Source organism: Limnohabitans sp. JirII-31 (assembly GCF_002778315.1).
GTDB lineage: Bacteria > Pseudomonadota > Gammaproteobacteria > Burkholderiales > Burkholderiaceae_C > Limnohabitans.
The window spans coordinates 717,506-744,320 of sequence record NZ_NESA01000001.1; the positions used below are offsets into that span (position 1 = coordinate 717,506).

Annotated in this window: 24 protein-coding genes and 1 pseudogene; 14 read left to right on the forward strand and 11 right to left on the reverse strand. The window is 58.5% G+C overall.

Features of this window, described 5'->3' with window-relative positions:
* The first annotated feature begins 1 nt into the window (after position 1).
* Entirely contained in the window at positions 2–3,112 is a 3,111-nt protein-coding gene (locus B9Z41_RS03425; RefSeq protein ID WP_100144969.1) for an efflux RND transporter permease subunit, read from the forward strand.
* 13 nt (positions 3,113–3,125) lie between these two features.
* Entirely contained in the window at positions 3,126–3,497 is a 372-nt protein-coding gene (locus tag B9Z41_RS03430) for a P-II family nitrogen regulator (protein WP_100144971.1), read from the forward strand.
* On the opposite strand, the gene B9Z41_RS03435 is transcribed toward B9Z41_RS03430, so the two are convergent.
* From B9Z41_RS03435 to B9Z41_RS03445, 3 genes are read right to left on the reverse strand one after another with little or no spacing between them, the layout of a single operon-like run.
* Positions 3,451–4,467 (reverse strand): DUF6352 family protein, encoded by a 1,017-nt coding sequence (locus tag B9Z41_RS03435; RefSeq protein ID WP_100144973.1) that lies wholly within the window; start codon positions 4,465–4,467, stop codon positions 3,451–3,453. The genes B9Z41_RS03430 and B9Z41_RS03435 overlap by 47 nt on opposite strands.
* Before the next feature lie 3 nt (positions 4,468–4,470).
* On the reverse strand, positions 4,471–4,794 hold the full coding sequence (locus B9Z41_RS03440) for an RnfH family protein (RefSeq protein ID WP_100145145.1): 324 nt from the start codon (positions 4,792–4,794) through the stop codon (positions 4,471–4,473).
* 41 nt (positions 4,795–4,835) lie between these two features.
* Positions 4,836–5,288 (reverse strand): type II toxin-antitoxin system RatA family toxin, encoded by a 453-nt coding sequence (locus B9Z41_RS03445; protein ID WP_100144975.1) that lies wholly within the window; start codon positions 5,286–5,288, stop codon positions 4,836–4,838.
* 27 nt (positions 5,289–5,315) lie between these two features.
* Here B9Z41_RS03445 and smpB point away from each other — a divergent pair, with 27 nt between their 5' ends.
* Positions 5,316–5,792: an SsrA-binding protein SmpB gene (gene smpB / locus B9Z41_RS03450; protein ID WP_100144977.1), complete on the forward strand. Its 477-nt coding sequence runs from the start codon at positions 5,316–5,318 to the stop codon at positions 5,790–5,792.
* Between the two features lie 8 nt (positions 5,793–5,800).
* On the opposite strand, the gene B9Z41_RS03455 is transcribed toward smpB, so the two are convergent.
* Positions 5,801–8,182: a YgiQ family radical SAM protein gene (locus tag B9Z41_RS03455; protein ID WP_100144979.1), complete on the reverse strand. Its 2,382-nt coding sequence runs from the start codon at positions 8,180–8,182 to the stop codon at positions 5,801–5,803.
* Positions 8,183–8,253: 71 nt separating this feature from the next.
* Complete coding sequence (murI, locus tag B9Z41_RS03460; RefSeq protein ID WP_100145147.1) at positions 8,254–9,072, reverse strand: glutamate racemase; 819 nt, start codon at positions 9,070–9,072, stop codon at positions 8,254–8,256.
* Positions 9,073–9,206: 134 nt separating this feature from the next.
* Between murI and B9Z41_RS03465 the strand changes: the two genes are divergently transcribed.
* The 7 genes from B9Z41_RS03465 to ppc are packed head-to-tail and all read left to right on the forward strand — an operon-like array spanning position 9,207 to position 19,308.
* Positions 9,207–10,055: a MurR/RpiR family transcriptional regulator gene (locus B9Z41_RS03465; RefSeq protein ID WP_100144981.1), complete on the forward strand. Its 849-nt coding sequence runs from the start codon at positions 9,207–9,209 to the stop codon at positions 10,053–10,055.
* Complete coding sequence (gene zwf, locus B9Z41_RS03470; RefSeq protein ID WP_100144983.1) at positions 10,052–11,518, forward strand: glucose-6-phosphate dehydrogenase; 1,467 nt, start codon at positions 10,052–10,054, stop codon at positions 11,516–11,518. The genes B9Z41_RS03465 and zwf overlap by 4 nt, the downstream gene beginning before the upstream one ends.
* A complete protein-coding gene (pgl, locus tag B9Z41_RS03475) occupies positions 11,518–12,279 on the forward strand; it encodes a 6-phosphogluconolactonase (RefSeq protein ID WP_100144985.1) in 762 nt (253 codons plus the stop codon). Before zwf ends, pgl begins: the two co-directional genes overlap by 1 nt.
* Positions 12,276–14,108: a phosphogluconate dehydratase gene (edd, locus tag B9Z41_RS03480; RefSeq protein WP_100144987.1), complete on the forward strand. Its 1,833-nt coding sequence runs from the start codon at positions 12,276–12,278 to the stop codon at positions 14,106–14,108. The genes pgl and edd overlap by 4 nt, the downstream gene beginning before the upstream one ends.
* A gap of 14 nt (positions 14,109–14,122) precedes the next feature.
* Positions 14,123–14,770: a bifunctional 4-hydroxy-2-oxoglutarate aldolase/2-dehydro-3-deoxy-phosphogluconate aldolase gene (gene eda / locus B9Z41_RS03485; protein ID WP_100144989.1), complete on the forward strand. Its 648-nt coding sequence runs from the start codon at positions 14,123–14,125 to the stop codon at positions 14,768–14,770.
* Between the two features lie 32 nt (positions 14,771–14,802).
* Positions 14,803–16,410: a glucose-6-phosphate isomerase gene (gene pgi / locus B9Z41_RS03490; RefSeq protein ID WP_100144991.1), complete on the forward strand. Its 1,608-nt coding sequence runs from the start codon at positions 14,803–14,805 to the stop codon at positions 16,408–16,410.
* Positions 16,411–16,434: 24 nt separating this feature from the next.
* On the forward strand, positions 16,435–19,308 hold the full coding sequence (gene ppc, locus B9Z41_RS03495) for a phosphoenolpyruvate carboxylase (RefSeq protein ID WP_100144994.1): 2,874 nt from the start codon (positions 16,435–16,437) through the stop codon (positions 19,306–19,308).
* 8 nt (positions 19,309–19,316) lie between these two features.
* Here ppc and B9Z41_RS03500 read toward each other — a convergent pair whose 3' ends face one another.
* Genes B9Z41_RS03500 through B9Z41_RS03515 form a run of 4 tightly spaced genes read right to left on the reverse strand, consistent with a single transcriptional unit; the run spans position 19,317 to position 22,657 of the window.
* Positions 19,317–20,336: a TRAP transporter substrate-binding protein gene (locus B9Z41_RS03500; protein ID WP_100144996.1), complete on the reverse strand. Its 1,020-nt coding sequence runs from the start codon at positions 20,334–20,336 to the stop codon at positions 19,317–19,319.
* A 49-nt stretch (positions 20,337–20,385) separates the two neighbouring features.
* Positions 20,386–21,678: a TRAP transporter large permease gene (locus tag B9Z41_RS03505; protein WP_100144998.1), complete on the reverse strand. Its 1,293-nt coding sequence runs from the start codon at positions 21,676–21,678 to the stop codon at positions 20,386–20,388.
* A 5-nt stretch (positions 21,679–21,683) separates the two neighbouring features.
* Entirely contained in the window at positions 21,684–22,157 is a 474-nt protein-coding gene (locus tag B9Z41_RS03510; RefSeq protein WP_100145000.1) for a TRAP transporter small permease subunit, read from the reverse strand.
* On the reverse strand, positions 22,154–22,657 hold the full coding sequence (locus B9Z41_RS03515; RefSeq protein WP_233202483.1) for a gluconokinase: 504 nt from the start codon (positions 22,655–22,657) through the stop codon (positions 22,154–22,156). Before B9Z41_RS03515 ends, B9Z41_RS03510 begins: the two co-directional genes overlap by 4 nt.
* 142 nt (positions 22,658–22,799) lie before the next feature.
* On the opposite strand from B9Z41_RS03515, the gene B9Z41_RS03520 reads away from it, so the two are divergent.
* The 4 genes from B9Z41_RS03520 to B9Z41_RS03535 are packed head-to-tail and all read left to right on the forward strand — an operon-like array spanning position 22,800 to position 25,794.
* On the forward strand, positions 22,800–23,825 hold the full coding sequence (locus tag B9Z41_RS03520; RefSeq protein ID WP_100145002.1) for a LacI family DNA-binding transcriptional regulator: 1,026 nt from the start codon (positions 22,800–22,802) through the stop codon (positions 23,823–23,825).
* Between the two features lie 27 nt (positions 23,826–23,852).
* On the forward strand, positions 23,853–24,620 hold the full coding sequence (gene fabG / locus B9Z41_RS03525) for a 3-oxoacyl-ACP reductase FabG (protein ID WP_100145004.1): 768 nt from the start codon (positions 23,853–23,855) through the stop codon (positions 24,618–24,620).
* Positions 24,617–25,201: a chromate transporter gene (locus B9Z41_RS03530; RefSeq protein WP_100145006.1), complete on the forward strand. Its 585-nt coding sequence runs from the start codon at positions 24,617–24,619 to the stop codon at positions 25,199–25,201. Before fabG ends, B9Z41_RS03530 begins: the two co-directional genes overlap by 4 nt.
* On the forward strand, positions 25,198–25,794 hold the full coding sequence (locus tag B9Z41_RS03535) for a chromate transporter (RefSeq protein WP_100145008.1): 597 nt from the start codon (positions 25,198–25,200) through the stop codon (positions 25,792–25,794). The genes B9Z41_RS03530 and B9Z41_RS03535 overlap by 4 nt, the downstream gene beginning before the upstream one ends.
* A gap of 6 nt (positions 25,795–25,800) precedes the next feature.
* On the opposite strand, the gene rlmB is transcribed toward B9Z41_RS03535, so the two are convergent.
* Both rlmB and B9Z41_RS17020 read right to left on the reverse strand, forming a co-directional pair.
* Positions 25,801–26,544, reverse strand: a complete 744-nt coding sequence (gene rlmB, locus B9Z41_RS03540; RefSeq protein WP_100145010.1) for a 23S rRNA (guanosine(2251)-2'-O)-methyltransferase RlmB — start codon at positions 26,542–26,544, stop codon at positions 25,801–25,803.
* Between the two features lie 40 nt (positions 26,545–26,584).
* Positions 26,585–26,815 (reverse strand): annotated as a pseudogene (locus B9Z41_RS17020) (glycosyltransferase); the annotation flags it as partial.

Consider the following 26,815-nt stretch of genomic DNA (forward strand, 5'->3'; position numbering starts at 1 on the left):
CATGCTGGAGTCACTTGTTCGCGCAGCACTCAAGCAGCGCTTGGTGGTGTCTGTCATTGCCATCATCTTGCTGTGCTTTGGCCTGCATGCCGCCACCAAACTCTCAGTCGATGCTTTTCCCGACGTGACCAATGTGCAGGTGCAAATTGCCACCGAAGCTCCTGGCCGTTCGCCAGAAGAAGTGGAACGATTTGCCACGGTACCGATTGAGGTGGCCATGACTGGCTTGCCTGGTTTGACGGAGCTGCGCTCACTCAACAAGCCGGGCTTGTCCCTGATCACCTTGGTATTCACCGACAACACCAATGTTTACTTTGCCCGCCAACTGGTGATGGAACGGTTGATGGAAGCGAGCCACCGTTTACCCACGGGCATGACGCCAGTGCTAGGCCCCGTATCGTCAGGTTTGGGCGAGGTGTATCAATACACCCTGGAGCATCCCAGCGATGGCAACCGCGAACTGAGTCAAGAAGAACTCATGCAGCGCCGTGTGGTGCAAGACTGGGTGCTGCGCCCCTTGTTGCGTTCAATTCCAGGCGTTGCAGAAATCAACTCACAAGGTGGCTACGTCAAGCAGTACCACGTTTTGGTCAATCCTGAGCGTTTGCGTCACTACAAGATCAGCCTGTCAGAGGTCTACACAGCCGTCTCGCGCAACAACGCCAATTCTGGCGGCGGCGTGCTGCCCCAAGCAGCAGAGCAATACCTGATTCGAGGCTTAGGACTCATCCAAGGCGTTGGAGACTTGGGTCAAATCGTGCTCAAAGAAATCAACGGCACGCCTGTTTACATGCGTGATGTGGCAGAAATCAAACTCGGCCATGACGTGCGACAAGGTGCCGTGATCAAAAACGGCACCACCGAAGCAGTCGGTGGCATTGTGATGATGATGACGGGCGGCAACGCCAAAGAGGTGGTCAGCCGTATCAAGGCACGTGTCAAACAAATCAACGACCGGGGCATGCTGCCAGGTGACTTGAAAGTGGTGCCCTATTACGACCGTTCAGAATTGGTCGATGCGGCCTTGTGGACCGTCACCAAAGTGCTGATTGAAGGCGTGGTGTTGGTCGTCATTGTGTTGTTTTTGTTCTTGGGCGATGTACGCTCCTCGCTCATCGTGGTGGCTACCTTGGTGCTCACCCCCCTGCTCACTTTCATGGCCATGAACAAACTGGGCATCTCAGCCAACCTCATGTCCTTAGGAGGCTTGGCGATTGCCATTGGTTTGATGGTGGATGGATCTGTGGTGGTGGTCGAAAACGCCTATGCACGTTTGGGCCGCGCCGCCGAGCTTGGCGAGAGCAAAGTACGCGGCATATTGAATGCCGTGCTTGAAGTGGCCACACCTGTCATTTTTGGGGTGGGCATCATCATCTTGGTGTTTTTGCCCTTGATGACGCTGCAAGGCATGGAAGGCAAGATGTTTGCGCCTTTGGCTTACACCATTGCGATTGCGCTGGCCGTGTCGCTGGTCTTGTCCATGACCTTGTCACCGGTGTTGTCGTCGTACTTGCTCAAGCCACCTGTCGGTGATGGCGACCACGACACGCCCCTCATCAAAGCGCTCAAGTCACGCTATTTGAAATTACTGAACGTGGCCATGTTGAATCAAAAGCGTACCGTGCAAATGTCTCTGGCTTCCTTTGCACTGGCGGTGTTGGTTCTGCCGTTTTTAGGCACGGCATTCATTCCAGAAATGAAAGAGGGATCCGTGGTCCCTGGCATCAACCGGGTCCCCAATATTTCTCTGAATGAGTCGATCAAGATGGAAATGCAGGCCATGCGCTTGATCATGACCGTGCCGGGGGTGAAGTCCGCCATCTCGGGCTTGGGCCGTGGTGAATCGCCCGCCGATCCGCAAAGCGTCAATGAGTCCACGCCCATAGTGAGCTTGAAACCTCGCAGCGAGTGGCCATCGGGCTGGGACCAAACCGACATCACGAACGCCATGAGTGAAAAACTCAAAGTCTTGCCTGGCGTACAAATTGTGATGGCTCAACCCATCTCGGACCGGGTTGACGAAATGGTCACCGGTGTGCGTTCGGACATTGCCGTGAAGGTGTTTGGCGATGACTTGGATGAGCTGAAAGTTGTGGCTCATCAAATTGCCAAAGTGGCACAAAACATACAAGGCGCGCAAGACTTGCGTGTGGAGCGTATTTCGGGTCAGCAATACCTGCAAATCGACATCGACCGCCAAGCCATTGCACGCATGGGCCTCAACGTCTCTGATGTCAACGACCTGATCGAAACCGCCATTGGTGGCAAAGTGGCATCTGACGTGTTTGAAGGCGAGCGTCGCTTCTCTGCCGTGGTGCGTTTACCCGAACGATTTCGCGACAACATTGAAGCTATTTCCAACATTATTTTGAACTCAGCCAATGGCGCGCAAGCCCGCTTGGCGGATATGGCAAAAATTCATGTGGTGGATGGTCCGGCGCAAATTTCTCGCGAAATGGCCAAACGTCGCATCGTGGTGGGCATCAACGTGAAAGACCGAGATCTGGGTAGCTTTGTGACCGAACTACAAGCCAAAGTGGCTGACAGAGTCAAACTACCCGAAGGCTATTACCTTGAGTGGGGTGGCCAGTTCCAGAACATGGAGCGTGCATTGGGACATTTGAAGGTCATCGTCCCCATCACGGTGGGTGCCATTTTTTTCTTGTTGTTTTTGCTCTTCAACTCGGTCAAATTCGCCACACTCATCATCACCGTGCTGCCCTTTGCCTCCATTGGTGGTGTGATTGGTTTGTTCATCTCAGGCGAGTATTTGTCTGTGCCTGCCTCGGTTGGATTCATTGCACTGTGGGGCATTGCTGTGCTCAACGGCGTGGTGTTGGTGTCGTACATCCGCAGCTTGCGTGAGGGCGGTATGTCGGTCAAAGATGCCGTGATGGAAGGCGCTCGCCAGCGCTTTCGCCCCGTGATGATGACCGCAACGGTAGCCATGCTGGGTCTGATTCCGTTTTTGATCTCAGACGGCCCGGGCTCTGAAGTTCAACGCCCCTTGGCGATTGTGGTGATTGGGGGCTTGATCACGTGTACCTTGTTGACCCTGGTCGTTGTGCCAACGATTTACCACTGGTTTGATGATGCAGAACCAGAAGCTTGAGTGAAGGACCCGTATGAAAGAAATCAAAGCCATCATTCGTCCCTCCAAGCTGCCGACAGTGCGCGAAAAGCTTCGCACCCTGCCCGGCTTTCCTGGCATGACGGTAAGCAAAGCCGAAGGCTGTTCCGCCAACAGTGTGCACAACCCGGCCAATGTGAAAGAGGAGCTGACCGACTACACCCCGAAGGTGCGCATTGAAATTGTGGCGCCTGATGAGATCTGCGACAGCATCGTTGACTTGATCGTTCAGACCGCACAAATCGGCCAAATCGGCGATGGCCTGGTGTGGGTCACCGACATCACACGTGCCGTGTTTTTGTACAAATCGGTTGCGGGTCCTACTGAACCGACAGCGGCAAATTCAGCAGCAAATTTTGCGGCTTGAGCTTGAGTCGCTGCTCGCCGTCCACCGCCATCGCCAAGTAAACCGGCTTGCCGCGCACTTCGGCACGCATGGCGCTGGGGTCGACAAACTCCAGTTTGAACAGACACAATAGACGCTCCATGCGCTCAGGCGCCACGTCGAGGCCTTGGTACAGGTCGTTGAGCACGCCACTGGCTTGCGCATCCAAGCCCACATGCCACACCCATTGGTCATCGTCGATCTCGCGCTCTGTCTGAATGCGCACCTCAACCCCCAAAAAGTGTTGCACCCAGCGGGCCATCACCTCGCACAAAGCGTCCAAGCCTGGCTGCCCCCGGTTGAGACTCAACACCCAGTCGAAACTCTCGCTGCGTGGCCAATAGGCCTCTTGGTTGTCGGCATTGAGCACATCCAGATCCACGCTGCGCAGTTTGATACCCCCTTGTGTCAACAACTCACCCAACGAGCCAAAGCTGCTTTGGGTGGCATGGCGCTCCACGGTGTCATCGTCAGCCGCCATCACCGCGCCATCTTCGAGCACCGTGATCTTTTGGGGCCGCATCAACATTTCTGCCGCACGCGCTTGCAAGGCAGTCGGCGTCTCACCCAGCACGTGGCGCAGCAAGATGTGGGTGATCTGCTGCACCAGCAAAGGCGGTACATCCACGCCATCGCCTTGAAACAGCGCCAAGTAGCTAGCCTCTAGCGTCGGCTTGTCCACGATGCGCTGCCTGAACCGCAACCACACCGCGTAGTTCTCAGCCGCATCGGTATCTTGCAATTGCGCCAACTCATCAGACGTCACCTCACGCTTGGGGTTGTCCATCAAGCTGTGGTGCAAGGTCAGCTCTGCCGAGCATGACGTGGCGATGGGGGCCAACTCTGGCCGCTCCAACAAAAAACGCAAAAAGTCGTCTGTCACCTGCAGATGCCCTTGCGCATTGGTGCTCAACAAATCGTAGCCACTCGTCGGCCAAAGGGTATGTGTCATGAATCAATAACCTGCTTTGGCACCTGCTCGGCGCTTGGCAAACAAGCCCGCGCGTTGAGTGCCTTGTTTTTGAAAACGCTCACGTCGCGCCACCTTGGGGTCCACCGTCAAGGGACGATACAACTCCACCCGGTCCAAGTCACGCAACACATGACCAAGGGTGGTCTTGCGCCCCCACACACCCAACAGCCACAGACTGTGGTTGTTCAGGTCAAGTGCGGGGAAGTCGATCAATAAACCACTGGCCTGCAGCGCCTGTTGCACCGTGCTACCAGTAGGCAAGGTCAGCTGGCGTTCATGCACCACACGTGGCGCGGGCGACACCATCACACCAATGTGCAAGACGGCAGTGGGTGGGGTGCGGGACGTCAAGATGTGTACACCTGCTCTGCCCGCTTGACAAACGCATCCACCAAGGTGGATGCAATCTTGTCAAACACAGGCCCCACCAAGGCGCCGAACATGCTGTCAAAGCTGTAGTTCAGCGTCAACTCAATGCGGCACGCGCGTTGTGGAGCCTGGGTGTTGGGATCGGTCAGGGGGTGGAAGTCCCAGGTGCCATCTAAATGTTTGAAAGGCCCATCGATGAGTTGCAACTTCACCTGACGTCCGGGCACATGTTGGTTGCGGGTGGAGAAGCTTTTGTGAAAACCACCCAACGCCATGCCAATCTCTGCAGTCATCTCATCGCCGTGTTGCGACAGCACTGACGCACGGTCGCACCACGGCAAGAACTCGGGGTAACGGGGCACATCGGTGACCAAGGCAAACATTTCCTCAGCGCTGAACCAAATGAGAACGGACTTGTGAACGGTTTTCATAGAATAGGCGCTATTGTAAGAAGCACCATGGCCACCAAAAAACCCGTTACCTCAACCCGCATTGCCGACAACAAAAAGGCCGCCTACAACTATTTCTTTGAAGAAAAGTTTGAAGCCGGCATGGTGCTCCAGGGGTGGGAGGTCAAAGCCGCACGCGAAGGCAAGGTGCAACTCACCGACGGCTATGTGGTGATTCGCGATGGCGAGCTCTACGTCATTGGCTGCCAAATCAACCCTTTGCACACCGCGTCCACCCACGTCAGCCCTGACGCGGTGCGGACCAAGAAACTGCTGATGAAGAAAGACGAAATCAAACGTCTGATCGGCAAGGTCGAGCAAAAGGGCTACACCCTAGTGCCCATCAACCTGCACTGGAAGAACGGCAAGATCAAATGTGAAATTGCCCTGGCCAAGGGCAAAGCAGAGCATGACAAACGCGACACCATCAAAGACCGCGAAGGCAAACGCGAGGTCGAGCGCGCCATGAAAAGTCGCCACAAATAAAGCAGCACTCAACGACCTGTTTTGGGCTTGGCTCCCGCTGGCTTGGCGGAGCCGGTCACCCGTGGCGGCAAGCCTGTGTGTTGGGTGAGTACCCGGCCTTTGGTGGGTTCGTTGCGCATCGTCGTCTTCGCCACACCCGCTTTGGCCGCACCAGGTTTAGCTGTGACGGTGCTGTTTTTGCGCCGAGCGCTGGTGTAGCCCCCATCGGTCAGGGGCTGAAACGTCGGGATCAGGTGGTGTTTGCCGTTGCCAATCAAATCGGCACGTCCCATGGCTTTCAAGGCTTCGCGCAACAAGGGCCAGTTGTTGGCATCGTGGTAGCGCAAAAAGGCTTTGTGCAAGCGCCTGCGGCGTTCCCCGCGCACGATGTCGACTGCCTCGCTGGTGCGTGTCACACGTGACAGGGGGTCTTTGCCCGAGTGGTACATCGCCGTGGCCGTGGCCATGGGGCTGGGGTAGAAGGTTTGCACCTGGTCGGCACGAAAGCCGTTTTTCTTCAACCACAAGGCCAGGTTCATCATGTCTTCGTCACGCGTGCCCGGGTGAGCCGCAATGAAGTACGGCACCAAGAACTGTTTCTTGCCCGCCTCGGCAGAGAAGCGGTCAAACATCTGTTTGAACTTGTCGTAGCTGCCAATGCCGGGCTTCATCATCTTGGACAGTGGCCCGCCCTCGGTGTGCTCGGGCGCAATCTTGAGGTAGCCGCCCACATGGTGGGTCACCAGCTCTTTGACGTACTCGGGCGACTTGACCGCCAAGTCGTAGCGCAAGCCAGAACCAATCAAAATTTTCTTCACGCCCTTCAAAGCCCGCGCACGGCGGTACATGTGAATGAGTGAGCTGTGGTCGGTGTTGAGGTTTTGGCAAATGCCTGGGTAGACACAGCTTGGCTTGCGGCAGGCAGCCTCGATCTCCGGGCTCTTGCAACCAATGCGGTACATATTGGCGGTGGGCCCCCCCAAGTCGCTGATGACGCCCGTGAAGCCCGACACCTTGTCGCGAATATCTTCGATCTCACGAATCACCGAGTCTTCGCTGCGGCTTTGGATGATGCGGCCTTCGTGCTCGGTGATGGAGCAAAACGTGCAACCGCCAAAACAACCACGCATGATGTTGACCGAAAAGCGAATCATCTCCCAGGCCGGAATCTTGGTGGCAGCGTCGTGGCCGCCGTTTTCGTCGGCATATGCCGGATGGGGGCTGCGGGCATAGGGCAAGTCAAACACCAGGTCCATCTCGGCAGTGGTCAGCGGAATGGGCGGCGGGTTGATCCACACGTCGCGTGCGGTGACGCCTTCGCCATGCGACTGCACCAAACAGCGGGCGTTGCCGGGGTTGGTTTCCAGGTGCAACACACGGTTGGCGTGGGCGTACAGCACGGGGTCCGACTTGACATGGTCGTAGCTGGGCAAGCGAATCACGCTGCGGTCACGCGGCGGCACTTTGAGTTTGCCCTTGCCCTGCAAGGCTGGCATGTTGGGGTTGGGCACAAAGTTCAGGGGCGCGACCGTGGCCTGTGCCCCGGGCCCGTTGGCGGCATCGGCCACAGCTTGGGCTTCGTCTTCACGGGCACAGCTTTGGCCTTGGGCCTTGGCTTGCTCGCTGACCATCAAATACGGGTTGACGTGGGCTTCAACGCGGCCAGGAATGTCGATGCTCGACGAGTCAATTTCGTACCAACCCTCAGGCGTTTCACGGCGTACAAAGGCGGTGCCGCGCACATCGGTGATCTGTTGCACCGGTTCTTTGGCTGCCAAGCGGTGGGCAATTTCAACAATCGCGCGCTCGGCATTGCCATACAGCAGCAAATCGCATTTGCTGTCGACCACGATGGAGCGACGCACCTTGTCTGACCAATAGTCGTAATGCGCGATGCGGCGCAACGAACCCTCGATGCCGCCCAACACAATCGGCACATCGCTGTAGGCTTCTTTGCAGCGCTGGCTGTACACCAAGGCTGCTCGGTCGGGGCGTTTGCCCCCCACATCGCCGGGCGTGTAGGCGTCGTCGCTGCGAATTTTGCGGTCCGCGGTGTAGCGGTTGATCATCGAATCCATGTTCCCAGCGGTTACGCCGAAAAACAAATTCGGTTTACCCAGCGCCTTGAACGGGTCGGCGCTTTGCCAGTCGGGCTGGGCAATGATGCCCACACGAAAGCCCTGGTTCTCCAGCATGCGCCCGATCACGGCCATGCCAAAACTGGGGTGGTCCACATAGGCGTCACCCGTGACGATGATCACATCGCAACTGTCCCAACCCAACTGGGTCATTTCCTCGCGGCTCATCGGCAAAAACGGGGCCGTGCCGAAGCGGGCCGCCCAGTACTTGCGGTAACTGGTCAGCGGCTTGGCGTTGCGGGGGAAAAAAGAGACGTCGGCGTAGGCATTCATGAGCCCCCGAGTTTACGGGTTTGCCCGAATTCGGGCTGACGCAAGGTCTTTCAGGGCCCCAAGTCCCTGGATCAGGATGGCAGCGCTTGCACTGTGGCGCTGTCACCCCACAAATGAGCCACCACGCGCTGCACCTGGGCCACGTCCCCGGTGGTGAAAAACCGTGTCGACCCATGGCCCTGCGTGTGCAAGTTATTGCCCAAACGGCGCACCAGCTCGCGTGCCACGGCCTCTGCGGGGTCTATCAGGGTCACCCCCTCACCCGCCAAACGCTGGATGGTGTCGCGCAAAAACGGGTAATGCGTGCAGCCCAACACCAAGGTGTCGGCCCCCTGCGCCACCAAAGGCGCGATGAACTGGCGCAGCAGCGCCTCGGTGTGAGGACCGTGCAAATTGGCTTGCTCCACCAACTCCACCCAACCAGGGCAGGCTTGCAACAAGATACGTTTGCCTTCGCCGTACTGCGCGCACAACCTGGCCACGCTCTCACTTTGCACCGTTTGGCGCGTCGCCAAGACGCCCACCACACCTGTACGCGTCAAGGCCACAGCGGGTTTGATGGCCGGCTCAATCGCCACCACCGGTAAATGGGTGTGTTCGCGCAAGCTGCGTGCAGCCACCACCGTGGCGGTGTTGCAGGCAATGGTGATGGCTTTGACGCCCTGCTGGGCCAACCACTGACCGACCGTCAACGTGCGTTGTGTGATGTGTGCTTCGCTTTGATCACCATAGGGCGCGTGCCCGGAGTCGGCCACGTACACCAAGTCTTCCCCCGGCAAAGCCTCGCGAATGGCGCGCAACACCGACAGCCCGCCCACACCAGAGTCAAAGACGCCAATGGCATGGTCAAAAACAGGCAGCGGCTCAGGCGTGGGGTGGTGCGTCGACATGGGTTGAAAAAGCAAGAGCGCTGATTCTCGCCCAGGCGCATCGGTAGGCGCTTGCCACAAAGTAACAAAGTTACATAAAAGTCATTTAATCCATTAAAATTACGTAACCAAGTTACAAATCCAACCCCGCACACATGCTGGAACGCGTCGAAAGTCAACTCAACTCCTTGCCCCCTGCCGAGCAACGCGTGGGCCAATTGCTGCTGCGTGACCCACGGGCTTTTGCCAAATTGCCAGTGGTCGAATTGGCCGAACGCTCGCAGGTGAGCAAACCGACCGTGGTGCGGTTTTGTCGCAGTCTGGGCTACGACGGGCTGAGCGACTTCAAACTCAAGTTGGCGGGTAGCTTGAGCGAAGGCGTGCCCTTCATCCACCGCAACGTGGGCGCGCAAGACAGCACCTCGGAGGTGTTGGTCAAAGTGATTGATAACACCGTGGCTGCATTTTTGAAATACCGCAACGACGCTTCCACATCTGCCATCGAGCAAGCGGCGCAAGCCATTGTGCTGACCCACAAAAAAAACAAACGCCTGGAGTTTTTTGGCGCGGGCAACTCAGGCATCGTGGCGCAAGACGCGCAACACAAGTTTTTTCGTTTGGGCTTTCACACCATCGCCCACAGCGACGGTCACCTGCAAATCATGAGTGCATCGCTGCTCAAACCGGGCGACTGCCTGGTTTTGGTGTCCAACTCAGGGCGCACCCGCGACTTGCTGGATGCCTGTGACATTGCGCGTAAAAACGGTGCCACCACTGTGGTGATCACCGCATCGGGCTCGCCGCTGTCCAAAGCGGGGCAGATCCATTTGGCCGCCGATCACCCCGAAAGTTATGAGCGCTTCAGCCCCATGGTGTCGCGCTTGTTGCATTTGATGATCATCGACGTGTTGGCCACCACCGTGGCCTTGCGCCTGGGCAGTGCACAACTCCAGCCCATGCTGCGCAGCATGAAACACAACCTGTTAGACAAACGTTACACATGAACACCACACCTTCTGACGCAGGCGCACAAGACATCGTGATATTTGGCGGTGCGGGCGACTTGTCGTTTCGCAAACTCTTGCCCGCGCTCTACATGGCCCACTTGCATGACAAGCTCGATGCCCAGACCCGCATCATTGGCGTGGGACGTCAACCCTGGAGCCGTGACGAGTACCTGAACTTCGTCGATAGCCACTCCCCCGCCTTCATTGAAAAACAAACCCTCACCCCCGGCGACTGGCACAGCTTTCTGGCGCGCTTGAGCTATGTCAGCCTGGACGTGACACACGCGGAGGACTACGCCAAGCTCAAAGCGGCTTGCACTGCGCAGGCACTGCGTGTGTTTTATCTGGCCACAGCGCCCAACCTGTTCACACAAATTTGCGCCCACCTGTCAGAGGCTGGCTTGGTGGATGCGCAAGCACGTGTGGTGCTTGAAAAACCACTCGGCACCGACCTCGCCTCGGCACGCGCCATCAACGCGGATGTGGCGCGCTACTTTGACGAACAGCAGATTTACCGCATCGACCACTACTTGGGCAAAGAAACAGTACAAAACCTGATGGTGCTGCGCTTTGGCAATGCGATTTTCGAGCCCTTGTGGCGCGCGCCGTACATCAAGAGCGTGCAAATCACCGTGGCCGAAACCGTGGGCGTGGGCAGCCGAGCCGGTTTTTACGACGGTGCAGGTGCCATGCGTGACATGGTGCAAAACCATTTGCTGCAACTGTTGTGCATCGTGGCCATGGAGCCGCCCATCTCGCTCGATGCAGACGATGTGCGCGATGAAAAACTCAAGGTGCTGCGCTCCTTGCGCAAGATGGACTTGGCCGACATCAAACGTGACACCGTGCGCGGCCAGTACACCGCTGGGGCCTCTGAAGGTGTGGCCGTCGTGGGCTACCAAGAAGAACACAACGTGCCGCCCAACAGCAAAACCGAAACCTTTGTGGCTTTGCGCGCGCACATCAACAACGCACGCTGGGCCAACGTGCCGTTCTTTTTGCGTACCGGCAAGCGGATGCAAAAGCGCCAATCCGAAATCATCATCGAGTTCGCCGATCAACCCTTCTCCATTTTTGGCACCACGGCCCAACACGAACCCAACCGTTTGATCATCAGTTTGCAGCCCGAAGAATCCATTCAGTTGGGCATGATGGTCAAAGAACCCGGCTCTGGCATGACCTTGCACCCGGTCAAACTCGGGCTAGACCTGCAACAGTCCTCCGACAAGCGCCGCGCCGAAGCGTATGAACGTTTGCTCATGGACGTCATCAAGGGCCGTTTGACCCACTTCATGCGCCGCGACGAATTGGAGGCCGCGTGGATGTGGGTCGAACCCATCTTGGAGGGCTGGAAAGCCCTGGACGACAAACCCCGTGCTTACTCGGCCGGCAGTTGGGGGCCCGCCGCATCGTCGGCGCTGATGGCACGCGAAAACCTGTCGTGGTTCGAGGAAATCTGATGTCCAGCGATGTGACATCCACCGCCCCTTGGCTCAGCGCACCTCGTGCCAACATCACGGCGCACACCGGTGCAACGACTGAATTGACACAAGCCCTGGCGTTAGACATCGCCCAGCGTTTGACCGCTGCCATCGACGCGCGTGGCGTGGCGGTGTTGGGCGTGTCGGGTGGCAAGTCGCCGGTGGCTTTGTTTCATGCGTTGCGCGTTCTGCCCATTGCATGGGCCCAGGTACGCATCACGCTGGCCGATGAACGTTGCGTGCCCTGCACCCATGGCGACAGCAACGCCCACTTGGTGACCACGCATTTGCTGCAAGACCAGGCGCATGCCGCGCGCTGGGTGCCCATGGTGAGCCAAGCCGCTGAACCGCTGCCCCCCTTGTCGCAGTTGGTTCTAACCGCCGGTGCTGCACTGCAAGCGGCTGGTACCCCCGACGTGATGGTGCTGGGCATGGGCGCGGACGGGCACATCGCGTCGTTGTTTGCCGACGCACCCAATTTGCCCGACATGCTGGACCTGCACAACACACAGGTGTGTGCAGGCGTCACACTCGCACAGCCCCCTGCGAATGCGCCCTACCCGCGCATCACACAAACACTGGCGCAACTGCTGCGCGCACGCCACATCGTGCTGCCGATCAGCGGCGCGGACAAGCTCAACACTTTGCGCAAGGCTTGGCAGCAACGCAGCAACGCATATCCGGTGTCGCACCTGCTGCACCAAACCCACACCCCTGTTTCTCTTTGGATCTCGTCATGACCACATCCTTGAACCCCACCCTGAGCGCGGTGACCCAGCGCATTGAGCAACGCAGCGTGGCGTCCCGCGCGGCCTACCTCCAAGTGCTGACACAAGCCAAAAAACCCGGCCCGTACCGCGGTGGCATGGGCTGCGCCAATGCCGCCCATGCTTACGCCGCCATGCCCGCCAACGACAAACTGGTGCTGCGCCAAGAACGTCAGCCCAACGTGGGCGTGATCACGGCCTACAACGACATGCTCTCAGCCCACCAGCCCTATGAGCATTACCCAGAAAAAATTCGCACCGCAGCACGGGCCGTGGGCGCGACCGCGCAAGTGGCCGGTGGCGTGCCCGCCATGTGCGATGGTGTGACCCAAGGCGAAGACGGCATGGAGCTGTCGCTGTTCTCGCGCGATGTGATTGCCTTGGCCACAGCCGTGGGTCTGTCGCACAACGTGTTTGACGCCGCTTTGTTTTTGGGCGTGTGCGACAAAATCGTGCCGGGCTTGTTCATGGGCGCTTTGCAGTTTGGCCATTTGCCCGTCGTGTTTGTGCCAGCTGGGCCCATGACGTCGGGTCTGTCCAACGACGACAAGTCCAAGGTACGGCAGCAATACGCCCAAGGTCTGGTCGACCGTGACACTTTGCTTGCTGCTGAGCAAGCGGCTTACCACAGCGCTGGCACCTGCACCTTCTACGGCACCGCCAACTCCAACCAAATGTTGATGGAAATCATGGGCTTGCACTTGCCAGGCGCATCGTTTGTCAACCCGGGCACGCCCCTGCGCGAAGCCCTCACCACGGCTGCGGTCCAGCGTGCGGTGGAACTCAGCCAAACCCCCAACGCGGGCATGGGCCGCCAGATCGATGCCAAGGTCATCGTCAACGGCATCGTCGGTTTGCTGGCCACCGGAGGATCGACCAACCACACCATGCACCTGATCGCGATGGCGCGTGCAGCGGGCCTCATCGTCAACTGGGACGACTTCTCCGATCTGTCGGCCTGCGTGCCTTTGCTGGCCCGCGTCTACCCCAACGGCAGCGCCGATGTGAACCACTTTCAGGCCGCAGGCGGCATGGGATTTTTGATCGCGCAGTTGCTTGGCGTGGGTTTGTTGCACGCCGATGTCCACACCCTCATGGGCCACGGTTTACAGCGCTACACCGTGGAGCCCTGGCTCGACCAGGGACAACTGGCCTGGCGCGAAGTGCCCACCCAATCGGGCGACGAAGCCGTGTTACGCCCTGCCTCGCGCCCCTTCAGTGCAGACGGCGGTTTGCGCCTGATGAAGGGCAACTTGGGGCGCGCCGTGGTCAAGGTCTCAGCGGTCAAGCCCGAACACCGCCTGGTGCGTGCGCCGGCGCTGGTGATGACCGATCAAAAACAACTCGCAGAGTTGTTCAAGGCGGGGCAACTGGAGCGCGACTTTGTGGCGGTGCTGCGCAACCAAGGTCCACAAGCCAACGGCATGCCCGAGTTGCACAAGCTCACCCCCGTGTTGGGTGTGCTGCAAGACAAGGGCTACAAAGTGGCGCTGGTCACCGATGGGCGCATGTCGGGGGCGTCGGGCAAAGTCCCTGCCGCCATCCATGTGAGCCCCGAAGCCGTGGACGGTGGCGCGATTGCCAAGGTGCGAGACGGTGACATGATTACCCTGGATTGCGATGCGCAGATCTTGCAACTGGAAGTCAGCGATGCCGAACTGGCCGCGCGTGTGGCGCCCACACCTGACCTGTCGGCCAACCAACGCGGCACTGGACGTGACTTGTTTGCCCTGTTCCGTGACCACGCCGCCCATGCCGAAGACGGTGCCTCACCGCTGCTCTCACATGTTCACCACGCCTGATACCAAGACACATCATGACCCAGCCGACACACCCCACCTTTCAGAGCCCCGCCTTCACCTCACGCGTGGTGCCCGTCATCGTCATCACCCACCCCGACCAAGCCGTGCCGATGGCACATGCCTTGCTTGAAGGCGGTGTGGATGTGATGGAAATCACCTTGCGCCATGCGGCAGGCCTGGCTGCCATTGAGCAAGTCGCCAAGCATGTGCCGCACATGCACGTGGGGGCAGGCACGGTCACCCGCGCCGACGAGATGGCCCGCGTGCAAGCAGCGGGCGCGAGGTTTGCCCTCTCGCCCGGCATGACCGACGCCTTGGTGCAAGCCGCCATGGCGTGCCGCTTGCCGTTCATGCCAGGCGTGATGACGCCCGGTGAGGTGATGGCCGCGCGCGACCATGGCTTCTCACTGGTCAAGCTGTTTCCCGCCGCTCAAGCCGGTGGGTTGGCCATGCTCAAAGCTTTGGCAGGCCCCTTGGGCGACATGCAGTTTTGCCCGACAGGTGGCGTGTCGCTGACGAATATGGGTGAGTTTTTGAAGCTGCCCAACGTGGCCATGGTGGGCGGCTCTTGGTTGACGCCACTGGATGTGGTGCAACGCGGCGACTGGGCCGAAATCACCCGCTTGGCACGTGAAGCCAGCAGCATCGCCAACGGCCTTTAAAGAACCCCTCTAAATTTGACGAAAATCTCTGCATGACCACCTTCGTCCCGCCACAACACCGCCACGCTTGGAAAGCGCTTCAAGCTCTGTCAGACAGCCCGCAACCGCACCTGCGCGATTTGCTCAAAGACCCCCGCCGTGTGGACCAATTCCACGCCAGTGGCGCTGGCATCACCCTCGATTACGCACGCCAACGCATCAACACAGAGGTGCTGCAACAGCTCTTGGCGCTGGCCGATGAATCTGCCGTGATGGCCCAGGCCCAGGCCATGTTTCGCGGCGAGCCCATCAACACCACCGAACAACGCGCCGTGCTGCACGTGGCCCTGCGTGGCAGCCATGTACCCAACCCGCCCTGGGGGGCCGAGATTTCAAAACAAGTGGGGCAGGAACTGCTGCGCGTGTGCATGTTTGCCGAGAAGGTGCGCGAAGGTCAACTCAAAGGCCATGAAGGCGAGGCCATCACCGATGTGGTGAATCTGGGCATTGGTGGCTCAGACCTGGGGCCACGCATGACCACCGAAGCCTTGAGCCACCTCACGCGCGAGAGCTTCAAAAACAAGGTGCGGGTGCACTACGTGTCCAACGTGGACGCCTGGAGCCTGTACACCACACTGGCCACGCTCAACCCTGCACGCACCGCCTTTGTGGTGCAAAGCAAAACCTTCACCACCCAAGAAACCATGACCTTGGCCGCATCGGCCAAGCGCTGGTTGCTGGATGCGGGCTGCCCGCCAGACCAGTTGCACCAGCATTTGATTGCGGTCACGGCCAACCCCCACATCTCGCAAGCCCAAGGCTTCAGCGCTGAGCACACCTTTGGGTTTTGGGACTGGGTGGGCGGACGCTATTCGGTGTGGTCAGCCATTGGCCTGCCTTTGGCCATCTCAATTGGTGCCTTTGCCTTCCAAGACATGCTGCTGGGCGCGCGCGCCATGGACGAACATTTCATGTCTGCACCGGCACACCAAAACTTGCCCTTGCTGATGGCCTTGTTTGGCGTGTGGAACCGCAACTTCTTGGGCGCCAGTAGCCACAACATTGCGCCGTATGCGTCACCGCTGGGCAAGTTCGCCTCGTTCTTGCAGCAGATGGAGATGGAGTCCAACGGCAAGCGCACGCATGTCGACGGCAGCCCTGTCGAGGTGGCGACCGCCCCGGTGATTTGGGGCGGCCTGGGCATTGACGGTCAGCATGCCTACTTTCAGTTGATCCACCAGGGCAAGCACTTGGTGCCCATGGACTTCATTGGTCTGCGCACCGAACGCAGCCCGCTGCCTTTTGCCGCCGAACACCACCGTGTGGTGCTGCTAAACATGCAAGCCCAAGCACAAGCTTTGGCCTTGGGCCGCACACCCGAAGAAACCGTGCAAGCCTTGCGTGACAGCGGCATGGACGAAGCCGACGTGCAGCGTCTGGCACCGCATCGCAGCTACCCCGGCAATGTGCCCAGCACCACCATTTGGGTGGACGCCCTCACCCCACGCAGCATGGGCGCTTTGATGGCCCTGTACGAGCACAAGGTGTTTTGCCAAGCCGCCATTTGGGGCATTCATGCCTACGACCAATGGGGCGTGGAGTTGGGCAAAAAAATGGCCCAAGACATAGAAACATCTCAGAACAAAGCCCCCGTCCACTGACTCAGTCCAGCCAAGAAAGCGCACATGCCACAACCCCCGGCCTCTGCCAAAACATCGACCAAAGCCCAGGCGCAAACCAAACGCAACGAGCAGCCCTTGGTCGAGGACATTCGGCTACTGGGACGCATCTTGGGTGATGTGATCCGCGAGCAAGAAGGGCGCGAAGCCTACGAGTTGGTCGAGCAGGTGCGCAAGTTGTCGGTGGCATTTCGAAGAGATGCCGACGCCGATGCCGACAAAGCGCTGAAAAAACTGCTGGCCTCACTCAGCGGTGAAGCCACGGTACGGGTGATTCGTGCATTCACGTATTTCAGCCACTTGGCCAATTTGGCCGAAGACCGACACCACATTCGCCGTCGTGCTGTGCACGAACGTGCGGGCCATACCCAAGATGGCAGTTTGTCGCTGGCGCTCAGCCGCTTGCGCGCTGCGGGCATTGCCCCCAAAAGCATTGTGCAAACCTTGGCGCACAGCCATGTATCGCCCGTACTCACGGCACACCCCACCGAAGTCCAACGCAAAAGCATCTTGGACGCAGAACGCGACATTGCCCAGTTGCTGGCCCAGCGCGATGACATCCAGTCAAGGGCTGGATGGCCACTGCACCGCCAGGCCAAACCCGACGCCTTGGCGGCACGCGAGCTGGCAGCCAATGAACAGCAATTGCGTGCCCGCGTGTTGCAGCTGTGGCAAACCCGTTTGCTGCGCTTCACCAAGCTCACCGTCGCGGATGAGATTGAAAATGCACTGAGCTACTACGAAGCCACGTTTTTGAGCGAAATTCCCAAGCTCTACGCAGACTTGGAAGCCGCGTTAGGCCATAGCCATGTGCACAGCTTTTTGCGCATGGGCCAGTGGATTGGTGGTGACCGCGATGGCAACCCCAACGTCAACGCCGACACACTGCGCTTTGCTTTGCGGCGCCAATGCGAGGTGGCACTGCGTCACTACCTGAGAGAACTGCATTTTCTTGGCAGCGAGTTGTCGATGTCGGCCATGCTGGTGAACATCACCCCTGAGATGCAAGCATTGGCTGAGCGCTCACCTGACACCAATGCGCACCGCCAGGACGAACCCTACCGCCGCGCCTTGACGGGCATGTATGCCCGCTTGGCTGCCAGCCTGAAAGACCTGACAGGGGGCGATGCGGCCCGCCACGCCGTAGCACCCCAAAACGCTTACGCATCGGCGCAAGAACTCCTGGCCGATCTGCACACCATCGCCCATTCATTGCAAGCGCAGCACGGCAGCGCGTTGATGGCCCAACGTCTGACCCCGTTGATGCGTGCTGTTGAGGTGTTTGGCTTTCACCTCGCCACGGTGGACCTGCGCCAAAGCTCGGACCAGCACGAACAAGTAGTGGCAGAACTGCTAGCCACCGCAGGTGTGCAGGCCTATTACCGCCAACTCGACGAAGACGCCCGTGTGGCTGTGCTGACACAGTTGCTGCACGACGCACGCCCCTTGCGCGTGATGGGCGCAAGTTACAGCGCCTTGACCATGAAAGAACTAGCGATTTTTGAGACCGCGCGTGAGATGCGCAAAACCTTTGGTGCAGACGCCATTCGCCACTACATCATCAGCCACACCGAAACCGTGAGCGACTTGCTGGAAGTGCTGTTGCTGCAAAAAGAAACAGGCTTGATGCGCGGCACCCTGGGCAGCCCAACATCCACCTGCGACTTGGTGGTGGTGCCGTTGTTTGAAACCATCGACGACTTGCGTCGCGCTGCCGACATCATGGGCGGCTTGTATGGCGTGGCCGGTGTGGCTGGATTGGTGCAACGCAGCGGGGCTGAGCAAGACATCATGCTGGGCTACTCGGACAGCAACAAAGATGGCGGCATCTTCACCAGCAACTGGGAGCTGTACCGCGCGGAAATGGCCTTGGTCGAATTGTTTGACCAACTGTTCAAGCAGCACGACATCACCTTGCGCATGTTCCATGGTCGAGGCGGCACGGTGGGACGCGGCGGTGGGCCGAGCTACCAAGCCATTTTGGCCCAGCCACCGGGCACGGTGCGTGGGCAAATTCGCTTGACCGAACAAGGCGAGGTGATTGGCTCGAAATACGCCAACCCTGAAATTGGCCGACGCAACTTGGAGACTCTGGTTGCCGCCACACTGGAAGCCACCCTGCTGCAAGCCACGAAGTCAGCACCCCAAGTTTTTCTGGACGCAGCACAACACTTGTCCGAAGCCAGCATGGCGGCTTACCGTGGCTTGGTATACGAAACACCGGGCTTCACCGAGTACTTTTTTGCGGCCACGCCGATTCGTGAAATTGCCGAACTCAACATCGGCTCACGTCCGGCAACGCGCCCCAAAGACGGTCAAAGCGCACCGCGTATCGAAGACCTGCGTGCCATTCCATGGGGATTCAGCTGGGGCCAGTGCCGTTTAACCCTGCCTGGTTGGTTGGGCTTTGGTTCCAGCGTGGACCAGTTCATTCACCACCACCCACGACTCAAACCCAAAGAGGCTTTGGCCTTGCTGCAAAAAATGCAGCGGCAGTGGCCGTTCTTTCGCTCGCTGTTGTCCAACCTGGACATGGTGCTGGCCAAAAGCGACTTGGGGCTGGCTTCGCGTTATGCCGATCTGGTGCCTGATACACGTTTGCGCAAAAAGATTTTTGCGCTGATCGAAGCCGAATGGCACCGCACCTCGCATGCCTTGAGGTTGATCACCGGTGAAAAACAACGCTTGGTCAACAACGCGGCGCTTGAGCGCTCGATGCGTCACCGGTTCCCCTACATCGACCCGCTGCACCATTTGCAGGTGGAGCTGATTCGCCGCTACCGTGAAGGCAAACGCCCGCAAGACCGCGACGAGCGGGCCCAGCGGGGTATTCACATTTCGATCAACGGCATTGCAGCAGGTTTACGCAATACCGGTTGAGGCTGGGCTCACTTCTTAGCGCGCAAGCGTGCCAACTCAGCTTGTGTGTCGCGCCACAGGTCCATGCCAACACTGGTGGCGATGCTGGCATTGACGTGGGTCAGCTTGTCGCGCATACGAGCTGCTTCTGACGCGGGCAGTTCGTTGATTTGCATGCCTTTGGCTTTCAAGTCAGACAAGGCCTTGGCCGCTTCTTCACGGGTGTCTTTGCGTTCAAAGTCGCGGCTGACAAGGGCGGCATCGGCCAAGATTTTTTGTTCGGCCTTGCTCAAGCCGTCCCACCATTTTTTGCTCACCGTCACCACCCAGGGGCTGTAGACGTGGTTGGTGATGCTGAGGTACTTTTGCACTTCGTAGAACTTGCTCGACAAGATGGTGTTGTAAGGGTTCTCCTGGCCGTCTACCGTGGCAGTTTCCAGTGCGCTGAACAACTCAGAGAAAGGCAGCGGCACCGCATTGGCACCCAGCAGCTTGAAGCTGTCGAGGTAAACGTTGTTTTGCATCACGCGCAACTTGATGCCGTTCATGTCCTCGAGTTTGTTGACCGGACGCTTGCTGTTGGTCAGGTTGCGAAAACCGTTTTCCCAATAGGCCAAGCCCACCAAACCTTTGTCTTGTAGCTTGTCCATGACTTTGCTGCCGATGGGGCCGTCCAGCACCGCATCGGCTTCTTTGGCGTTGTTGAACAAGAACGGGGTGTCCCACAAAGCCATTTCTTTGGTAATGCCGACCAAGGTGGCGGTTGAGCCCACCATCATTTCTTGCGCGCCACCAATCAAGGCTTGTTGCATTTGGGTGTCGGGGCCCAATGCCGCAGCGCCAATGGCGCGAATTTTCATTTTGCCGCCGGAGGCTTTTTCGACCTGCTCGGCAAACACCTTGACCGCACGGCCTTGGTTGCTTTGCTCGTTCAAGCCGTAGCCAAAACGAATCAAACGTGGCTTGATGTCTTGAGCCATCAAGGCGCCAGACGCGGCCAGCGTGGTGATGGCCATGGCGGCCACGAAGGTACGACGAAGGGTGTTCATGCGAGTCTCCTGGAAGGGGTAGGTTTTGAAAAATCTCATCACGTTACGGTCAGCGCATCCACTGCACGGGCAACGTCACGATCTGCGGGAAAAGAACAAAGGTGGTGAGGATGATCAAGTAGGTCACCAAGAAAGGATTCACCCCCTTGATGACTTGATGCATGGACAAACGCCCCACCCCCGCCACCACGTTGAGCACCGTGCCCACGGGAGGGGTGATCAAGCCGATCGCGCCGTTGAGCACGAACATCAGGCCAAAGTACACCGGGTCAATGCCCGCTTTCACAGCAATGGGCAGCATGACGGGCGCAAAAATCAAAATGGTGGGCGTCAAGTCCAGAGCCGTGCCGATGATCACCAAAGCCACCATCATCACGGCCATCAGCAGACGCGGGCTTTCCACCAGCGGACCCAACCAGCCGGTCAACACGGTCGGCAGATCGGCCAGGGTGATCATGTAACTGGCCACTTGGGCACCGGCGCACAGGAACATCACCACGGAGGTGGTTTTGGCCGCTCGCACCAGCACTTCGTGCACTTCGGCCAGCTTCATTTCCCGGTGTACCAACAGCGCCACGATCAGCGCATAAAACGCGGCCACCACAGCAGCTTCCGTGGGGGTGAAGATGCCCGACTTCATGCCCCCGATGATGATGAGAGGCATGAGCATGGCCCAAAAGGCTTTGCGCGTGGCATTCAAACGCTCTTTGAGTGACAGCGGCTCGCCCTGTGGCAAGTCGATGCGACGCAGCTCTAGCTTCCACGCGAAGATCAGCCCCACGCCCATGATCAAACCGGGCACGATGCCCGACAAAAACAGCGATGAGATGGAGGTGTTGGTGGTGACGCCATAAATCACAAATGGCATCGACGGTGGAATGATGGGGGCGATGATGCCGCCCGAGGCAATCAAGCCTGCCGAGGTGTGCATGGGATAACCCTGGCGCTTCATCATGGGCAACAAGATAGTGGCCAAGGCGGCTGTGTCGGCCAGGGCCGAGCCACTCATGCTGGCCATCAACACCGCTGCACCAATGGCCACAAAACCCAGACCACCTCGGATGTGCCCCACCCAGGCCTGTGCCATGTCGATGATGCGACGGCTGATGCCCCCGCTGTTCATCAACTCACCAGCCAAGATGAAAAAGGGCACCGCCAACAACGGAAAACTGTCCACCCCGGCGACCAGGTTTTGGGCCAGCAACTGGGTGTCCCAAAAGTCGAGCGTCCAGGCCATGCCTGCGCCTGTGAGAACCAAGGCAAAGGCCATGTTCAGGCCCATGCCCATGAGCAGCAACATGCCACCCGAGAAAACAACGAAAGCTTGTGCTTCTGCGGTCATGCTTCTTACTCCACATCCACGCCGTGGTCAAAGTCCATCGGCTTGTTTTGAATCAATTCTTTGCCTGCCATCAGGCCAATGGCCAGTGACGACAGCAAGACGGGCAATGGCAGCAAGGCACTGGAGTAGCCCAGCACCACCGATTGGCTGTCCATGCCCACCACCACTTGTTGCCATGCACCATGGCCCAGCAACACGCACGTCAGGATGACCAAGATACGGATGAGAACCGTCAAACACGCCATCACGCGTGGGCGGTTACGAAAACTCGCCACCACACTGGTAAAGGCCATGTGTTCACCTGCCGGGTAAGCCGAAGTGGCACCGATGAACACCATCCAGACAAACAACAAACGCGACAGCTCTTCACTCGCTGCGATGCCGCTGCCAAACCCATAGCGCAACACCACGTTGAAAAAGACAGCGACGCTCATCACGCCCAAGCAGGCCGCCATCAAACCTTGCACTAGTTTTTTCATACCAACTCCTTGCTCTGCAGCCAGCTGCACACGTGTTCTCGCAATTGCGCCAGAGACTCGCAGGCATCCAATGTCAAAACCCCTGTCTCTGCGACGGGTGACTCAAGATCAGCAAACTGACTGTCCACCAGATTGGCGTTGAAGTAGTGGCTGGCTCGTTGTGTCACGCGCGCACGTGCTTGCTCTTTGGTCAAAGTCAGGTGTGCAAACAACAGCGCAGGTACGGCTTGGCGCAAGCGGTCACGGTAGGCTTTCTTCAACGCGGAGCAAGTCAACACGGTGTTGCTGCCACGTTGTTCCAACGCTGCGGCCAACGCATCGAGCCAACCTGTGCGGTCGGCATCGGTTAAAGCCACACCTTGACGCATTTTGTCGACATTGCTGGGAGGATGAAACTCATCGCCTTCCACCAATTGCCAGCCCAGTTGTGCAGCCACAGCGGCACCTAAGCTGGATTTGCCGCAACCGGCCACGCCCATGATCACCAAGGGTCCGTTCATGTCATCTCGCATTTGGATAGCGCTATCCCATTTTGTTAAAAAGAAAGAGTCATGCATGGGAAGAACTGTTTGCATCACTCTTGGATAGCGCTATCATAAAGAGGCTAATCCATCGTCATGCCCGTAAAAACCCTTATCTCTTATGGCCAGCAAAACTCCGCGATCAAGAGCCACAGGCCGCATCACCCTGGCAGATGTTGCACATCTTGCAGGGGTGAGCCCCATCACGGTGTCACGCGCTCTACGGGGAGAACGTGCGGTGGGAGATGACTTGACGCAACGGGTGAAAAAGGCAGCGCAGCAACTGGGCTACAGCCCCGACCCAGCTGCACGCGCCCTCGCCTCACGCCACAGTGACCACGTGGCGATGCTGATCCCGATGCTGTCGAACAACTTGTTTGTGGACGTGCTGGAAGCCGCCCAAGGGGCTTTGCGCGCAGCAGGCTACCAAACCTTGATGGGCGTGACGCATTACGACACCCGCGAAGAAGAGCAACTTTTGCGCGAGCAGTTGCAGCACCGTCCAGCAGGGGTGTTGCTCACAGGACTGGACCACAGCGACATGGCGCGCGAGCTGATTGCGAAAAGCGGAGTGCCCTGCGTACACATGATGGAGTTGGCTCAAAGTCCGGAGGTCTACAGCGTGGGGTTTTCACAAACCGACGCGGCCAGGACCATGACCCAACACCTGCTGTCACGGGGTAAGAAGCGCATTGCATTTGCAGCGGCACAACTTGACCCACGCACATTGCAACGCTTGGACGGATGGCGCGCTTGTCTCTCAGCCGCAGGCCTGCATGACCCCTGTTTAGAGTGGCTCAACCCGGCCCCTTCATCCATGGCATTGGGCAGCCAGATGTTTGAGCAGATGTTGCAAGCCGATGTCGGCATTGACGCGGTGTTTTTCTGTAACGATGACTTGGCACAAGGCGCCTTGTTGGCCGCGCCTCGTCTGTCGGTGGCAGTCCCTGACCGTGTGGCCATTGCCGGATTCAACGACCTCACCGGCAGTGCCTTGATGTGGCCTGCTCTGACCACCATCCGCACCCCACGCCGAGACATTGGCCAAGCTGCCGCGCAGATGCTGCTGTCTTTGATGAAGGGGGAAGAAGTGCCAACCCCGCACATCAACGTTGGTTATGAATTGATCGTGCGTGACAGCACCTGAGAAACCGGGTGTTTACACTCAGGGCCCATGACGACATCCAGCGCGACCCCCTCTCAACGACTGGCCAACAAGGTCAGCATCATCACCGGCGCAGCCCAAGGCATTGGGTTGGCCACCGCCCTCAAATTTGCCCGTGAAGGTGCCATCGTGGTGGTCTGCGATGTCAAGCAAGCCGCTGTGGATGCGGCGGTGGACGAGTGCCGGGCCTTGGGCGCGCAAGCGAGTGGGTATGTGGTGGATGTGACCCAACGTGACATGGTGGATGGCATGGTCCAAGCTGTGCTGAGCCAATATGGCCGCATCGATGTGTTGGTCAACAACGCAGGTATCACCCAAGATGCACGCTTACAAAAGATGACGCTGGAACAGTTTGACCGGGTGATCGATGTCAACTTGCGTGGCGTCTTCCACTGCGCTCAAGCGGTCACCGACGCCATGGTGGCCCAAGGCAGTGGCGTGATTTTGAATGCCTCTTCGGTGGTGGGTATTTACGGCAACTTTGGGCAAACCAATTACGCAGCCACCAAGTTTGGCGTGATCGGGTTCACCAAAACCTGGAGTCGTGAATTGGGGCCCAAAGGCATTCGCGTCAATGCCGTAGCGCCTGGCTTTGTGGCCACGCCCATTTTGTCGACCATGCCCGAGAAAGTGATTGAAGACATGGTGCACCGCGTGCCACTCAAACGTTTGGGACAGCCCGAAGACATCGCCAATGTCTACGCTTTCTTGGCCAGCGATGAGGCGGCCTACGTGAACGGTGCGGTGCTTGAAGTGTCAGGCGGTATGACGGTATGAGTGAGACACCTGAACTGCGCCCTGGCCCTCGCTCTAAAACCGACCTGTTTATCTCGTTCACCTTGCTGGCATTGCAAGGCTTTGGCGGCGTGTTGTCGGTGGTGCAACGCGAACTGGTGGAAAAAAAGAAATGGTTGACCACCGAAGAGTTTGTGGAGGACTGGGCCGTCGCACAAATTTTGCCTGGCCCCAATGTGCTCAATTTGTCGCTGATGATTGGCGGTCGCCACTTTGGCTTGCAAGGCGCGTTGGTCGCTTTGGCGGGCATCTTGTGCGTGCCCAGTTTGCTGATCTTGGTGATTGCCGTGTTGTATGCCGGCATTGAACACAACGTGGCTGCACAAGGTGCTTTGCGAGGCATGGGCGCGGTGTGCGTGGGCCTGATTCTGGCGACTGGCCTGAAGATGACGCCAGCCCTCAAAAGCAACCCAATGGGGCGCACCACATGTGCCATCCTGGGGGTCATCACCTTCATCGCTGTGGCTTTGCTGCGCGTGCCACTGGCCTGGGTGTTGCTCACCCTGGGCCCCTTGGCCAGCGTGTGGGCTTGGCGACAACTGAAACAACGAGGTGCAGCATGAGTTCAACCTTGTCGATGCTGGACTGGTGGGCCTTCTTCTCGCACTTTGCGTCTTTGTCGCTACTGGCTATCGGTGGCGCGATCAGCACCGCACCCGATATTCACCGCTATGTGGTGGACGAACAGCATTGGCTCAACGACATCCAGTTCACCTCCTCCATCGCTTTGGCACAAGGTGCGCCGGGGCCCAATGTGCTGTTCATTGGTTTGATTGGCTGGAACGTGGGCCTGAATGCGGGCGGTGGCTTTGCCTCTGGCTGGACGGGAATCTCGTTAGGACTGTGGGGCATGCTGCTGGCCATGCTCGGAATGCTGCTGCCCTCGACCACGCTGGCCTACTTTGCGTCACGCTGGGGGCACCGCAACCGTGACCTGCCTGCGGTGCGATCGTTCAAAGCTGGCATGGCACCGATCGTGATTGCCCTGTTGCTGTCGACAGGATGGCTGCTGACCGGTAGCCACGACAATCCGGCCCAAAATTGGCCGATGTGGCTGCTCAGCGCTGTGACGGCCTTGGTGGTTTGGAAAACCAAAACCCATTTATTGGTGTTGCTGGCCATCGGCGCTGTGTTGGGCGCCCTGGGTTTTGTTTAAAGCGCGTTAACCGCGTTGGCGGCGTGCTTCGTACAAGCAAACACCGCTGGCGACCGACACGTTCAAACTCTCCACAGCGCCCTTCATAGGAATGCTGATGAGTTCGTCGCAGGTCTTGCGTGTGAGCTGACGCATGCCGTCCCCCTCTGCGCCCAGCACCAAAGCGGTGGGGCCTTTGAGATCCACTTGGTACAAGGTTTTGGGCGCGTCATCGCTGGTGCCAATGATCCAAATATTGCGCTCCTTGAGTTCGTTCAAGGTACGTGCCAAATTGGTCACCATGAAATACGGCACCGTCTCAGCCGCGCCGCTGGCCACTTTCGCCACCGTGGCGTTGATGCCCACTGCGTGGTCTTTGGGCGCGATCACGGCATGCGCACCGGCACCATCGGCCACACGCAAACAAGCACCCAGGTTGTGGGGGTCGGTCACGCCGTCGAGCACCAAAATTAGTGGCGCCTCAACCGGTTCAATTTTTTCCAGCAATTCGTCTAGAGAATGCACCACGGCCAATGGGCTCACACGTGCTGCCACACCCTGGTGGCCATGGCTGCCAGCCAGTTTGGCCAAACGCAGGCCATCGGCTTCGATCAAGCGCGCACCGGCTTCGTTGGCACGCTCCAAAAACTGACGCATGCGCGCGTCACGCCGTGTGGGCTCGTAGTAAATCTCGATGATGGATTGCGGTGCGGTTTTGAGGCGCACACCCACGGCATGAAAGCCGAACAGAACTTTGGGGGAAGAAGACATGTGGGGATTATCCCTTGCGGCGTTGACACGCCAGCATGGATCAACTCAAGCGGAGCAAATCGGTCGCGACGCGCTTCAGCACAGTAGACCAAGTTCGATCGGTTTCTTGTCTGTACAACTTGACCGAGCCATACCAAGGACTGCCCTCTCTGTCCAACAACCAGCGCCAATCGGGGACGTAGGGCAGCAACACCCAGGTCGGTCGCCCCAAGGCTCCAGACAAATGTGCCACGCTGGTATCCACGCTGATCACCACATCCATCAGCTCACA

Bases quoted from the DNA above. Each gene is read 5' to 3' on its own strand.
- B9Z41_RS03425 (WP_100144969.1), top strand. From the start codon at position 2: ATGCTGGAGTCACTTGTTCGCGCAGCACTCAAGCAGCGCTTGGTGGTG.
- B9Z41_RS03430 (WP_100144971.1), top strand. From the start codon at position 3,126: ATGAAAGAAATCAAAGCCATCATTCGTCCCTCCAAGCTGCCGACAGTG.
- B9Z41_RS03435 (WP_100144973.1), bottom strand. From the start codon at position 4,467: ATGACACATACCCTTTGGCCGACGAGTGGCTACGATTTGTTGAGCACC.
- B9Z41_RS03440 (WP_100145145.1), bottom strand. From the start codon at position 4,794: ATGGTGTCGCCCGCGCCACGTGTGGTGCATGAACGCCAGCTGACCTTG.
- B9Z41_RS03445 (WP_100144975.1), bottom strand. From the start codon at position 5,288: ATGAAAACCGTTCACAAGTCCGTTCTCATTTGGTTCAGCGCTGAGGAA.
- smpB (WP_100144977.1), top strand. From the start codon at position 5,316: ATGGCCACCAAAAAACCCGTTACCTCAACCCGCATTGCCGACAACAAA.
- B9Z41_RS03455 (WP_100144979.1), bottom strand. From the start codon at position 8,182: ATGAATGCCTACGCCGACGTCTCTTTTTTCCCCCGCAACGCCAAGCCG.
- murI (WP_100145147.1), bottom strand. From the start codon at position 9,072: ATGTCGACGCACCACCCCACGCCTGAGCCGCTGCCTGTTTTTGACCAT.
- B9Z41_RS03465 (WP_100144981.1), top strand. From the start codon at position 9,207: ATGCTGGAACGCGTCGAAAGTCAACTCAACTCCTTGCCCCCTGCCGAG.
- zwf (WP_100144983.1), top strand. From the start codon at position 10,052: ATGAACACCACACCTTCTGACGCAGGCGCACAAGACATCGTGATATTT.
- pgl (WP_100144985.1), top strand. From the start codon at position 11,518: ATGTCCAGCGATGTGACATCCACCGCCCCTTGGCTCAGCGCACCTCGT.
- edd (WP_100144987.1), top strand. From the start codon at position 12,276: ATGACCACATCCTTGAACCCCACCCTGAGCGCGGTGACCCAGCGCATT.
- eda (WP_100144989.1), top strand. From the start codon at position 14,123: ATGACCCAGCCGACACACCCCACCTTTCAGAGCCCCGCCTTCACCTCA.
- pgi (WP_100144991.1), top strand. From the start codon at position 14,803: ATGACCACCTTCGTCCCGCCACAACACCGCCACGCTTGGAAAGCGCTT.
- ppc (WP_100144994.1), top strand. From the start codon at position 16,435: ATGCCACAACCCCCGGCCTCTGCCAAAACATCGACCAAAGCCCAGGCG.
- B9Z41_RS03500 (WP_100144996.1), bottom strand. From the start codon at position 20,336: ATGAACACCCTTCGTCGTACCTTCGTGGCCGCCATGGCCATCACCACG.
- B9Z41_RS03505 (WP_100144998.1), bottom strand. From the start codon at position 21,678: ATGACCGCAGAAGCACAAGCTTTCGTTGTTTTCTCGGGTGGCATGTTG.
- B9Z41_RS03510 (WP_100145000.1), bottom strand. From the start codon at position 22,157: ATGAAAAAACTAGTGCAAGGTTTGATGGCGGCCTGCTTGGGCGTGATG.
- B9Z41_RS03515 (WP_233202483.1), bottom strand. From the start codon at position 22,657: ATGAACGGACCCTTGGTGATCATGGGCGTGGCCGGTTGCGGCAAATCC.
- B9Z41_RS03520 (WP_100145002.1), top strand. From the start codon at position 22,800: ATGGCCAGCAAAACTCCGCGATCAAGAGCCACAGGCCGCATCACCCTG.
- fabG (WP_100145004.1), top strand. From the start codon at position 23,853: ATGACGACATCCAGCGCGACCCCCTCTCAACGACTGGCCAACAAGGTC.
- B9Z41_RS03530 (WP_100145006.1), top strand. From the start codon at position 24,617: ATGAGTGAGACACCTGAACTGCGCCCTGGCCCTCGCTCTAAAACCGAC.
- B9Z41_RS03535 (WP_100145008.1), top strand. From the start codon at position 25,198: ATGAGTTCAACCTTGTCGATGCTGGACTGGTGGGCCTTCTTCTCGCAC.
- rlmB (WP_100145010.1), bottom strand. From the start codon at position 26,544: ATGTCTTCTTCCCCCAAAGTTCTGTTCGGCTTTCATGCCGTGGGTGTG.